The 12,528-nt window shown below is 37.1% G+C and carries 10 protein-coding genes; all 10 read left to right on the top strand.

What is annotated here, in order from left to right; genetic code table 11:
• Positions 1–420 precede the first annotated feature (420 nt).
• A complete protein-coding gene (locus RYH73_RS13110) occupies positions 421–1,116 on the top strand; it encodes a FecR family protein (protein ID WP_335313888.1) in 696 nt (231 codons plus the stop codon).
• 319 nt (positions 1,117–1,435) lie between these two features.
• A complete protein-coding gene (locus RYH73_RS13105; protein WP_335313887.1) occupies positions 1,436–1,663 on the top strand; it encodes a hypothetical protein in 228 nt (75 codons plus the stop codon).
• Between the two features lie 85 nt (positions 1,664–1,748).
• Positions 1,749–3,176, top strand: coding sequence for a TlpA family protein disulfide reductase (locus tag RYH73_RS13100; RefSeq protein WP_335313886.1), 1,428 nt, complete (start codon positions 1,749–1,751; stop codon positions 3,174–3,176).
• Positions 3,177–3,251: 75 nt separating this feature from the next.
• Positions 3,252–3,692, top strand: coding sequence for an adenylyltransferase/cytidyltransferase family protein (locus RYH73_RS13095; RefSeq protein WP_335313885.1), 441 nt, complete (start codon positions 3,252–3,254; stop codon positions 3,690–3,692).
• A 131-nt stretch (positions 3,693–3,823) separates the two neighbouring features.
• On the top strand, positions 3,824–4,933 hold the full coding sequence (locus tag RYH73_RS13090) for a LicD family protein (protein WP_335313884.1): 1,110 nt from the start codon (positions 3,824–3,826) through the stop codon (positions 4,931–4,933).
• Between the two features lie 41 nt (positions 4,934–4,974).
• A complete protein-coding gene (locus RYH73_RS13085; protein ID WP_335313883.1) occupies positions 4,975–5,634 on the top strand; it encodes a hypothetical protein in 660 nt (219 codons plus the stop codon).
• Entirely contained in the window at positions 5,621–6,244 is a 624-nt protein-coding gene (locus RYH73_RS13080; RefSeq protein WP_335313882.1) for a hypothetical protein, read from the top strand. Before RYH73_RS13085 ends, RYH73_RS13080 begins: the two co-directional genes overlap by 14 nt.
• Positions 6,245–6,317: 73 nt before the next feature.
• Positions 6,318–7,946: a vitamin K epoxide reductase family protein gene (locus RYH73_RS13075; protein WP_335313881.1), complete on the top strand. Its 1,629-nt coding sequence runs from the start codon at positions 6,318–6,320 to the stop codon at positions 7,944–7,946.
• Positions 7,947–8,625: 679 nt separating this feature from the next.
• Positions 8,626–10,818, top strand: a complete 2,193-nt coding sequence (locus tag RYH73_RS13070) for a peptidase domain-containing ABC transporter (protein WP_335313880.1) — start codon at positions 8,626–8,628, stop codon at positions 10,816–10,818.
• Positions 10,819–10,829: 11 nt separating this feature from the next.
• Entirely contained in the window at positions 10,830–12,104 is a 1,275-nt protein-coding gene (locus RYH73_RS13065; protein ID WP_335313879.1) for an HlyD family secretion protein, read from the top strand.
• The last annotated feature ends 424 nt before the right edge of the window (positions 12,105–12,528 follow it).

The following is a 12,528-nucleotide window of genomic DNA, read 5'->3' as shown; positions in this document are numbered from 1 at the left end:
GAGATCTCTTCTCCCCTCTGTAATCTATCCCAACACCATAATTGTACTTTTCAGGTAATTGCTTCGAGTTTACTACAAATACTATCTATCTGCTATCCAGGGTGAGTCCAGGTTTTTACCTTAAAAACCTGGACTCACCCTGGACCCAATGTGGACTCACCCCGAAGAAGTACCTAGCATGTCTTGTCCTGTGTCTTGTTAAAATAGGCTGGTGGTTGTTTAATTCAAAAGAAATTCTTGACTTTAAAGTTCGATGAAAGGACGCAAACAAGATAACGATTTACAAGCTAAACTTGAAATTTTTATGATAGTATGCGTCTCATTATTTGTCAAATATTAAATCGTTTTTTTGAAAAAAAATTAAAAATTTAGTCTATAAAAATTAACTGCTTTACTCTTACCTATAAAAGACAATCTTAAATGGGAAAGAAAAAGGCCGAAGATATTTTGAATGAGGATAAACCAGACGTGAACATGCCTAGCGATGATAAGCAGGCATTTTTGGCCAACGCGATTGTCGATACAGTAAAAAACGTCAAGAATGCATCTTTTTCGGAAGAGGAAAATGCAGCGCTTTGGCATGAAATTCACCATACGATCGAGCCTCGGAAAAATACAACTCCCTCTCTACGAAAAGGCTTGATGGCCGCTATCGTGCTTTTTCTGATCGGTGCTGCTCTTTACTTATATCATGTCAATATACCGGAGGTTGATATTCAAAAGGTTGCGATTATTAATAAAGGATACCTTTCGAAATCAGATGATGTGCAATTTATCAACGCTGATAAAAAAACACGGGTGCTTCACGATACATTGGTTGTTTACAAACAATTTGTAAAACAAGAGCATGTTTCACAAAACGAGCAGGTGGGTTATAATTCAATTGGCGTACCTTACGGAAAACGGAGTGAAATCGTTTTGGAAGACGGAACAAAAGTTTGGCTGAATGCCGGCTCCATATTGACGTTTCCTGAAAAATTTAACGAAAAAGACCGAGCCGTTTATCTGGAAGGTGAGGGTTGTTTTGAGATTGCTAAAGATGCCAACAGACCTTTCTTTGTCTTATCAGAGGTGATGAAAAAAAAATACATGTCGCTCACTCCGTTTTTTATTTGAGTACTCATTAGTCCTGTTATTATGCCTTTATATTTTTTTACGGAAATAACAATGTTACACAAGCAGAATGAGCCTATAACTAATATATATAAACAAATGTTTTGAATTGTCTGAACTAATTGTTAAATTGTGATGATTAAATAATAAAAACCAAAAAAAGCTATTGTTAATTACTAATATCCCTTAATGTGTAATGAAGTGATTTTCTTTCCTTAAAGTTCTTAATAAAATTTCAGACGCGACTCGAGGAGTTACTAAAGAAAAGGCTGATCTACTTGACAGATCTAATGAATAGTGTTAAATTTAAATTATTAAAAAAATGGAAAAACTTAAATTAGATTTACTTGAATTTAAAGAGATTTTGACGAGAGAGCAATTACAACGAATTGTGGGAGGAGATAATGGTAGCGACGGAAGCAGTAGCAATTGTGAAGTAAGTTGCACAGATGATGGATCTTGGAGCGATATCGATTCGTGTGAGTTGTCAGATGTTTTGAATGCCTGCGGATCAACTGATGAAAGGACAAGATGTTTTTGCACTACTTAACGGAAAATGTATAGTTTACTCCTCACTTTAATAGAATGGAGTGAGGAGATTTTTTACCGAGATACTTGAAGTTGTATTATCGATTATGTCTCTAAAGAAAATACTTTTTTTTATCTTAACTTTCGTTTCAATCGAGGGGGCATGCACAGAAGTTAAATTGGTAGGAAATATAACCGATCCCAGAGTTAAATATGCTCGTATTGTCTCTTTTCCCCCTGTATATGGATTGACGCCAATTTCAGAGAAGTTGGTTGTCCGAAGTGAAGTGCGAAATCAAAAGGTTTATTTGAAGTTTAATGTTGACTCGTCTACTTGGCTTCAATTTAAAATATCAGGTTTAACTACAGAAATATTTGTTGTTCCAGGTGATTCTTTAGATTTCTCAGTTGTTTCAGTCAAAGGTCGAAGCGTTGTACGTTTTAGTGGCAATAAAAGCGATCGTTATAATCTCCCTTTCCTATTGCAAGAAAAGTTTGTCATGAAAGAGCGTACTTTTAAATTTAATGAGGGTGACTCATTTATTCTATATTGCAATAAAATTGATCGATGGTATAGTTCGAAAGTTGCTTTTATAGAACATTTCTATGAGACTAAAGAAATACCGGAAAAATTTTATCAGTATCAACTTAGGGAAGCTTTTTATCAAAAAGTATTTTATATTTTGGATGCGTTAGCAAAGTCTAATGAGGCAAACGTAGATTTCAATAAAATTTTTGTTGATCAATTTGAGCAACAGATGCTCGCTGAAAGCTATTGCTCACGATCTTTCATGCTAGCACTAGTAAGCTATTACACTTTACTTGAGAAGAGACAATTAGGGTTAGATAATATTTATCTCAAGATCAATAGTGTAGAAAACAAGCACGTACGTGACTTTATGCAATTGAACATGTTAAGCCTTTTTATAAAGAAAAGCGAGAATTTGACAAATTCTAATGAATTGAGAAAAAATTTGCTTCGTATAAGAAAGGAGATAGGGAAAGAATCGACTTGGTTTAAATTTGTGGATTCTTTTTATAACGATTTTTTTCTCGTAGGAAATTTAATACCATTAGATGTTTTAAAGAAAACGCAACTTGTAAAGTTAAATACCAAAAGTGTCATTTCTCTTTTTGACCTTTTTGTTCTTAACAAGAATAAAGGTTTGTATATAGACTTTTGGGCAAGCTGGTGCGCTCCATGTAGAAACGACAATTTGTTATCTTCTGAGTCTAGACGTAGTTTACAAAATGAAAGCTATGTGTATATATCGATATCTGTTGATAATAATTTGAAGAATTGGGAAAGAGCATGTTTTGAAGACGGCGTGACATCGAATCAATATGTTTTGACAGATGGTACTCAATCTCCTTTGACTAAATACTTCAATATTAGAGAAATTCCTAGATATCTGATCCTAGATAATGAACATGTTGTTAGAGATCTTAATGCTCCTAGACCTATTCCTGACCAAAATAACAAATTGATAAATAGAATTCGGGAGGTCAGTCGTAGAAAACAGAATTCTAATTAAGATACACATAGGTTACTGTTCATTGTTAAGTTATGTGAGTATAAAACTGCTTATTTAAATAGACTATAGAATAACGTGAAAAAAATAGAAATTGCTGCTAATATGAGCGCCGAAATTTTCCACGCCGGTCATATTAATTTTCTACGAAGAGTTAAAAATCACTTCGGTGAGGATAATGTTTACGTTACTCTTACTGTACTCTTATCAACCAACAAACAAATCAAAGAATTTAAGAAAAGAGAACCTTTAATAGATTATGATCTTCGAGAAATTGTAGTTTCGTCATGTTTATATGTTGACAAGGTAGAACCTCACCCAGATAAGATTACTTATGATCTTGTGGATAGATTTGACTACCTTTTTCACGGTGATGATCTCTTAGACTGGGACTCGGCACATATAAACAAAGGAATGAACCTATTCATTGAAAAAAATAAGCTAATCTTGTTACCTTACACCAAAGGGATTTCAACTACCATAATAATAGAACGAATTAAAAATCTTTCAAAGATATAATGCACATTTTTAGAATAACTTATGATAATATATATTACGAAAAATCTTCAAAAAGTAGCTTTAACCAACTGATTTTTCGCCGTTCGGATATATTAGATTCTCTTCCTTTCATTAAAACAGACACCTCGTATATGAGAAAGCAATTTGGTTTCGATTTGTCTACAGATGAAAGTTGGAGTTATGCTAAGCATTGGAATATCTGGAATTATATACATAAAAAAAAAGTACCATATGCCGTCATTCTCGAAAGAAATGTCAGTATTTCAGTTCCTTTACAGAATATTAATCAATATATAAGAGAAAAGAGAACTATGGATTGGGATGTAATATTCCCTTTTGATAAACTTCAACATGTAAATATTGAAATGCCAAAACCTTGTTTTCTCGGTATTCATTGGGGTATGGATGTGTATTTTATCAGTTTAAATGGTGCTAAAAAATTAATGGAAAAAGCTGTATTGAGACAGGGGGTTGACGAGGAGGTTTTGAAACTTTCCGCTGATAATGAAATAGATGTTTATATAGATCCATTGAATTTTTTTGATATAAAAGATGTTTCTTTAGATATCCCTTTTTGCAGGAAGCAGGAGATATTTAAATCTTTGATGACTACACCAAGATTTTCGGATCGCGATCTAAAACTTGTTAGGGAGATTTTGACGTCTTTAAGCTCCCTTGCATCTAGATTTGACTTTAAACTTATTTTATTTGCTGGCTCGTTGTTAGGCCATATTCGTCATGGGGGTATCATACCCTGGGATGATGATGTCGATTTAGCGCTGGATATCATGGATCTTCATAAATTATTGACGGCACTTGAATACCATAATGATTTGATTTTAAAAGAATTTACCTTTGGAAAGCAAAAATGGAAATATTACAAAGTATGGTCTAAATCTGGCATACCTATCGCAGGCTATAAACATACATTTCCTTTCGTCGATATTTGGTTGTTTAATAGAGATTCACATAGTATTAAATATGTAGGAGGGGAAATTTTTCCTATGAGTTATTGCGAGCCATATAAGAAAGTTTTATTTGAAAATGCTGAATATTTTATCCCTTTTGACTCACTATCATGCCTAGATATTCATTTTCCCAAGTGGCGAGAAATTATAAAAAGAGATTCTTTTTGCCACAGAAATGAAATTAAAAGATATCTTCCTATTGAATTGGATATTTGTTGCAACGACGAAGGGCAAATCATCGGTTTACAAAAGGGTTCTAATGAGGCGACATAGTTTTAGCCCTAGTCTTTGTTTTTTATAAATGTCAATTAATAATGAAAATTAAAACGTTTATCATTAATTTGTCGGAAAGAACTGACAGAAGAAAAAGTGTAGAAAGCCAATTTCAAAGCCGAGAGGAGTTTACTGTTGAGTTTGTTAATGCTTTCAGGCATGAGGTTGGGGCTGTTGGATTGAACCAGACACTGTTTTACATATTTACAGAATTAGTTAAGCCTGAAGACGATTACATCTTAGTGTGTGAAGATGATCATTTTTTTACTGACGATTATAATCAAGAAGCATTATTTCGATCTATTGAGACAGCTAAACGATTGAATGCCGATGTTCTATTGGGAGGAGTAAGTTGGTTTAGTTTTGCCGTTCAGGTAACTAATAGTCTTTTTTGGATTGATAAATTCAATGGACTTCAATGTACAGTTTTCTTTAGAACTTTTTTTGATCGTCTGATTGATTGTTTTAGAAATACAAAAGGGAACGCCGATATAAAAATTTCTAATTTAAGTACGGGAATATATTTAATGTATCCTTTTGTGTCCATACAAAAGGAATTCGGTTATTCTGATGTTACAAGTAAAAATGCTATCGAAGGCTATGTTGAGGGAATCTTTAAGCATTCCTTAAATAGATTAGGTAATCTTGTGCAAGTTAATAAGTATTATAACAGAAAATTCAGATTAGATGAAGAAAAATAAAGATAGGCAGCTAGATGATCTTAGTATTCCAGTTTATCAAATAATTACCGATGATTTTGAGGAGCGAGCAATGGAAAACTTCTCAGATAAGCCAGAATTTGATGTAACTAGGTTTTTTTTTAAGAACAAAACACAGTCCTTCTCTCAACGTATGTGGAATGGCATGATAATGGCAATTCAAAGTGCAGGTGAGCACGACGATGTTATCGTTGTATGTAGCCAAAAGCACCTCTTTACCGAGGTATATAATAAAGACTTTTTGGTTAATTGCATTATAGAGGCTAACACAAGTGGTGTTAATTTGCTGTTTGGAGGTATTGGTTCATTTACGAATGTCGTGCCAGTGACTGAAAACCTATTTTGGATTGATTCTGTAACTTACTTTGACTTTTTTATTATATATCGTAGTATCTTTAAAAGTATTTTGGAAGAGCAGTTTGTCGAAAATGATGATTTCTTTTCCAAGGTTTGTTCGATTACAAGCAATAAACTTACAATGTATCCTTTCATCACCAATATACCAACGAATAGTTATTCCCCAAAAATGAATAGCTCAAATAATAATTTACGAAAAGTGCAAAGTATTTATTGGAGCTATATATTAGAATAGCGAGGTATATTGAAGCACTTTTGAATTAAATATGGCCCATCGAAACTTTATCTGTCGTTTCATCAAAATAAATATGTTTCAGCTTTATAAAAAATTAGTTTATTCTGAAAAAAATATTGTTACAATTGGTAAAAATTTTGCAGAATTGCTACGTGTTCCTATAACAACAGGTACTTTAAGGAACTCTTTAGAAAATCATCCTAGTTACCCTAGCTTGCTGAGTCTAAGTGATGTATTAAACAGCTTTAATATCCCCAATTGGGCATTTAACTTGCCACTAGATAAATTAAATGAACTTTCCGAACCTTGTGTAGCGCTAATCAAAGACCCCATTTCGGGAGCAGATGTGTTCAGTATTATTAGGAACTCGTCTAATAATCATGTCACTTATTTTGAGCCTGACAAAAATAAATATGTTACAGTAACTCAAGAAAAATTTGCTTCAGTTTATAAGAACGTCGTCTTGGTTGCAAATGTCAATGTAAATTCTGGACAAAAAAATTATCGTCAAGCTTTACATAAGGAATTTCTAACTAAAGTTTCCTTGAGTTATAGTTTGTTTATCATTCCATTTTTAGCTATCATCTATTGTATTTTAACACTCATTAGAGGAGAAGGGAATGCTTTACTTTCCATATCCCACTTTTTATTTAGTCTAATCGGCATGGGCATAGCCGGTCTTTTAATATGGTATGAGATTGATGATCAAAATTCAGTATTACAAGAAGTATGTGGTAAAAAGTCAAAAAAAAGAAATTGTAATTCAGTCCTAACTTCAAATGGCTCTTCAATATTCGGGTTTAGCTGGAGTTTATTAGGGTTTTGTTACTTCTGTTGTTTGTTGATAACCCAAATTATGGCCGATGTGATGGGAAAGGACGCACTTTTCTTTTCCTCGTGGATTCATATACTTGTGGCAGGATATATTCCATTTTCACTTTACTATCAAAAATTTATTGTGAAAAAATGGTGTGTTTTGTGCTTGGGCGTACAAGGCGTATTATTTATGCAGTTACTTATTATTTTGCTATGGAGGACAAATATAGCAGCTACTAGTTTTTCTTGGCCTATTTTTGTGATGTTATCAGTCAATTTTTTGTTACCATTGGCGATTATCGTCCAATTAATACCGTTGCTTAAACAGAATCAGCTGCTTAAAAGACAAAAGTTTGAATTAGCAAAACTCAAGTATAACGAAGACGTTTTTAATGCTATATTGAAAAAACAACGGCAAATTATAGGTGACACAAACGAATTAGGGATCACCATAGGAAATCCAGACGCAAAAAATACTATAGTAATGATATGCAACCCATATTGTAGACCATGTTCAAACGCTCATATCGATTTAGAACGACTTATTAGCAGTAATCTTAATGTAAACGTTCAAATTATTTTCAGCGCAGCTAACGAAAGGAGTTCTTTTCCAGTCAAACATATACTGGCCATAGCAAAAAATGAAAACGAGAAGACTTTAAAAAAAGCACTAGATTACTGGCATAATGCAAATGTAAAGAATTATGAAATATTTGGTAAAGAATTTCCTGTTAAAGAAGATCTGGAAAAACAAAACGATGAAGTCGATAGAATGAACAGTTGGTGTAAGTCGATGCAAATAAGGTTTACTCCTACATTTTTTATCAACGGATATGAAATGCCCGAAGGTTACCAGTTAAAGGATATAGAACATTTCTTTTATTAGTTCTTGATTTGTGATTTTTCGCAGTGTAGCAATAATAATTTATGTTGTGAAGAATTAGAGGCAATGATAAAAAGTTGTAGGAACATTAGTGCCAGCAGTCACACTTCAAGACCGTGATAATAGTTATCAAAATATCTATCCCATCGGCCTAGTTTGTTTTCCTAGAGGGTAAATATATGGAGATTGAAGCTTTCCGGTTGAAACAGATAAAGTATATGAAACGCCTAAGCAAAATACAAGGAGATAGCAGCCGAACAAAGGCTTCGGATCACCATCGAATGATGTGATAGAAAATGTTTTAGAGCTTGTCCTGCAAAAGTCGGAGCATGTGTTGGTTAAGTACGTAAAAGCTTTGATTTAAAGTGTTTCTCGAGACATGCATGATATTTATATAAGCACGAAAGTGGCTTATGAACCGCTATTCCTGCGAAGGCTACAATTTGTTTTAATATCGCAAATGAGGAGGAGTTTTGAAGTAAAGGAAAAGTGGATCTTGATGTTCAGAGACGAATTGTAGTTGTTCTAAAGAAAGAATGATGATTGGTTGCCTATTTAACGCGTATAAAATCCATCGATAAAATCCAAGCAAAGATAATGGCTTGACTGATTAGTTTTTAGATTAAATATAGTATTTAAAGTATTGATTATAGCCGTTAAGATCTGATTCGAAATCACTTTTATGTTGAACAAATTCCCTTTTTTTCACCAACAGGACATAATGGATTGCGGTGCAACCTGTTTGCGGATGATATGTAAGTATTATAAACGTAATATTCCCATTCATTATATCCGACAGTTGACACAGACCCATAAACGCGGGGTAAACCTGTTGGGGATCAGCGAAGGAGCGGAAAAACTGGGTTTCAGGACTCAGGGTGTGCGCCTGACACTGGAACAGCTCCGGGAAATTGACCTGCCCTGCATCCTGCACTGGAGACAGAACCATTTCGTGGTGCTATACAAAGTTAAAAAGGGAAATTATTACATTGCCGATCCTGCACGGGGACTCCGGGAATTGACAACAAAAGAGTTCACGGACGACTGGTATGCGCATAAAGAGCTCCACAGCGGCATATCCCTTTTACTGGCGCCGACTCCCGCCTTCTATGAGAGTGATCCGGATGAAAACGTTCCCGGCGAAGGCCTCCGATGGGGATCGATGCTGCAGTACTTCTACCGTTACAGACAACTGATTGTTCAGCTCTTCTTCGGATTGCTGGTGGGAACCATTCTCCAGCTCATCACCCCTTTTCTTACACAGTCCGTAGTGGACATTGGCATCAACACCAGGGATATCCACTTCGTCTATTTAATACTGATAGCTCAGTTGATGCTTTTTGTAGGGCAGACAGGTGTTTCGTTCATCCGTTCATGGATTCTTCTGCACATTAGTGTCAGAATTAACATTGCCGTTCTTACCGACATGCTGATCAAACTCATGAAACTGCCGCTGAGTTTTTTCGAGCTGAAAACCCATGGAGATATCATGCAGCGGATGGCCGATCAGCAGCGGATCGAAAGCTTTCTGACGGGTTCTTCACTGAATACCCTGTTTTCCTTTGTCAATCTCTTCGTCTTCAGTTTTGTGCTGGCCTATTACAACGGCACGATCTTTTTGATCTTTGCCGGTGCCGCCATTCTTTACACGGCGTGGATACTGCTGTTTCTGAAAAGGCGACGTGCATTGGACCAGAAGCGGTTCGGAATCGGTTCGGACAATCAAACGGTGACCGTGGAACTGATCCAGAGCATGCAGGAGATCAAACTCAACAACAGCGAAAAACAGAAGCGTTGGATGTGGGAAACCATCCAGGCAAGGCTCTTTAAATTCAAGGTGGCGAGCCTGGCATTGTCCCAGTATCAACAGGCCGGTGCCATGGCCATAAACCAGCTGAAGAATATTTTTATCACCTTCATAAGCGCCAAAGCCGTTATCGACGGCGATCTTACGCTGGGCGGGATGATGGCCGTACAGTACGTGGTCGGTATGGTCAACAGCCCGATAGAGCAATTGCTGACTTTTATCCAGCAATACCAGGACGCCAAAATCAGTCTGGAACGGATCAATGAGATTTTTACACAGGAAGACGAGGAATCTCTTGACCGGGATTGGGTACAGGAAATACCTAAAGACCGTTCGCTGTACCTCAGAAATATCACATTCCGCTATTTCGGTGCGGGAAACGAGCCTGTCCTGCGCGATATAAGTCTGGATATCCCCGAAGGTAAAACAACAGCCCTGGTGGGCATGAGCGGTAGTGGCAAGACGACTCTACTGAAGCTTATCATGCGTTTCTATAAAGCAGAAAAGGGAGATATACTCCTCGGTTCCACAAAACTGGATCAGGTTTCGCACCGGGTATGGCGTGCCGGCTGCGGGATGGTGATGCAGGACGGATTCATCTTTGCCGATACCATTGAAAACAATATAGCGGTCGGAGAGGAGTTTCCCGATGTGGAACGTGTCCGCTATGCCATCCGCATGGCCAACCTGCAGGACTTTATAGAAGAACAGCCATTCGGACTGAAAACCAGGATCGGAACAGCGGGCAAGGGAATCAGCCAGGGACAGCGGCAGCGTTTGCTGATCGCCCGTGCCGTGTACAAAGACCCGCAGTTCATTCTTTTCGATGAGGCAACCAATGCTCTGGATGCACGGAATGAACGGGTGATCATCGATAACCTGAAGGAGTTTTTCATTGGCAGAACGGTCATTGTCGTGGCACATCGCCTGAGCACCGTGAGCCATGCAGATAACATTGTGGTGCTTGAGGGGGGAACCATTGCTGAACAGGGTACCCATGCCGAACTGGTAAAGCTGAAAGGCGAATATTATCGCTTGGTCAAGAATCAGTTGGAGCTTGGCAATTAAAAAAAATCGGGATGAAAAAAAATAAAAGATCGGAAGAAATCCATACCGAAGATTTACAGGACATCATATCCAAACCTCCATCGTGGCTGCTGAAATGGGGCATCTCCCTGGTGCTTTTCATATTATTGGCAATTGTGGCCATGTCGGCCTTTATCCGATATCCCGACATTGTACATGCCGGTATCAAGGTCAATGCCATAAACGCTCCCAAAGCAGTCGTACCCAGGGTATCGGGCACATTGTCCAAGCTTCTTGCAAAGGAAAGGACAAAGGTGCGGTCCGGGCAGGTACTTGCCTGGATGGAAAGCTCGGGCAAACATGATCAGGTGCTGGATCTCTTAGAAAAGCTCGTAAAGCTAAGGAACGGACTGGACTCCTCCTTCTTTTCGCTCGACGCACCTCATAATCTTGATCTGGGAGAACTTCAGGGTTCTTACCAAACTTTTTACAGTGCATATACCAATTACCAATCGGCAATTAAAGGAGGCTTATATCTGCAGCAAAAGAGTTATCTGATAAAGGAAATGGATTACGAGAAGCAGCAGCAAAAGAGGCTGGGCGAGCAGAAAGCTCTATACGAAAAGGATTATCGTTTGGCACAGAAAGAATATCAGGCATATAGCATATTGGCAGAAAAAAAAGTTATTTCACCGATGGAAATGCAGAAGCAGGAATCTGCATTGCTATCCAAACAGCAGCCGCTTCAGCAGATAAGTTCTAATATATTGGCAAGCCAGGCCAATCTGACGGCCCGTAGTAAAGAGCTTGTCGAGCTGGAAAATAAAATACGAACAGAACAGACTTCCTTCGTACAGGCCTTGAACAGCATTATAAGCGAGATGGAAAAATGGAAGCAGCAATACGTGTTGATCGCTCAGCAGGACGGGGAATTGGTCTTTTCGGGTATTGTACAGGAGAAACAGTACATAGAGGCCGGACAACCGATCTTCTATATTAATCCGAAAAGCACGAACTATTTCGGCGAAATGCATGTGGGGCAGAACAATATGGGCAAGGTCAGGAACGGACAACGTGTATTGATAAGCATGAACAGTTATCCGTACGAAGAATATGGCAAGGTTGAAGGGAAGATCCTCATGATAACCGATGTGCCTTACCGCGACAGCACCTATATATCCAGGGTGCAGCTCTTTTTAAGGGGAGAAAATACCGGGATCAGACTTAAAATAGGGATGACAGGGAATGCCGAGATCATAACCGAAGATGCAAGTCTTCTGAAGAGATTGGGAAGAAATATTTCAAGAGCGGTAATGCGGGGGAATTGACAAAATTTAACAGGTATTAATCGCTTATAAAATATCGATATACCTCGCTTACAACTTTTTTATGTAATAAATGCGCTGTCGTCATGGACCATATGACAGCCGAGTGTACATGGAATAATAAACGTTATCGGAAGTTCACTTTGTTTTTTGATATAAAATTACTAAGTAGTTGGATTGCAAATAATGAATGTTTTGGACAATTGTATGTTTTTTTGTAACTCCTTTTTAGGTTATTAACTAGAACAACTACAGTAAAGATGCAAAAGGTATATACAACTTACAATTTAGTCTTTTGTGCCCAAAAAATATTTTGGATAGTTATGATTTACTTTAACAGATAAACTTGAGTGGTGATAGTAAAATCTGATCTGATTAGATATATTGCTGTTTCAGAGGTAATTGATTGGAATATAGGCACTCTTAC

Source organism: Olivibacter sp. CPCC 100613 (assembly GCF_036959255.1).
Taxonomy (GTDB): Bacteria; Bacteroidota; Bacteroidia; order Sphingobacteriales; family Sphingobacteriaceae; genus Olivibacter.
Note: the sequence above shows the minus strand (reverse complement) of the source record. Positions and strands in the feature narration are given on the sequence as shown.

Coding starts and splice junctions, on each gene's coding strand:
- RYH73_RS13090 (WP_335313884.1), top strand. CDS start 3,824: ATGAGAAAGCAATTTGGTTTCGATTTGTCTACAGATGAAAGTTGGAGT.
- RYH73_RS13110 (WP_335313888.1), top strand. CDS start 421: ATGGGAAAGAAAAAGGCCGAAGATATTTTGAATGAGGATAAACCAGAC.
- RYH73_RS13075 (WP_335313881.1), top strand. CDS start 6,318: ATGTTTCAGCTTTATAAAAAATTAGTTTATTCTGAAAAAAATATTGTT.
- RYH73_RS13100 (WP_335313886.1), top strand. CDS start 1,749: ATGTCTCTAAAGAAAATACTTTTTTTTATCTTAACTTTCGTTTCAATC.
- RYH73_RS13080 (WP_335313882.1), top strand. CDS start 5,621: ATGAAGAAAAATAAAGATAGGCAGCTAGATGATCTTAGTATTCCAGTT.
- RYH73_RS13105 (WP_335313887.1), top strand. CDS start 1,436: ATGGAAAAACTTAAATTAGATTTACTTGAATTTAAAGAGATTTTGACG.
- RYH73_RS13065 (WP_335313879.1), top strand. CDS start 10,830: ATGAAAAAAAATAAAAGATCGGAAGAAATCCATACCGAAGATTTACAG.
- RYH73_RS13085 (WP_335313883.1), top strand. CDS start 4,975: ATGAAAATTAAAACGTTTATCATTAATTTGTCGGAAAGAACTGACAGA.
- RYH73_RS13070 (WP_335313880.1), top strand. CDS start 8,626: ATGTTGAACAAATTCCCTTTTTTTCACCAACAGGACATAATGGATTGC.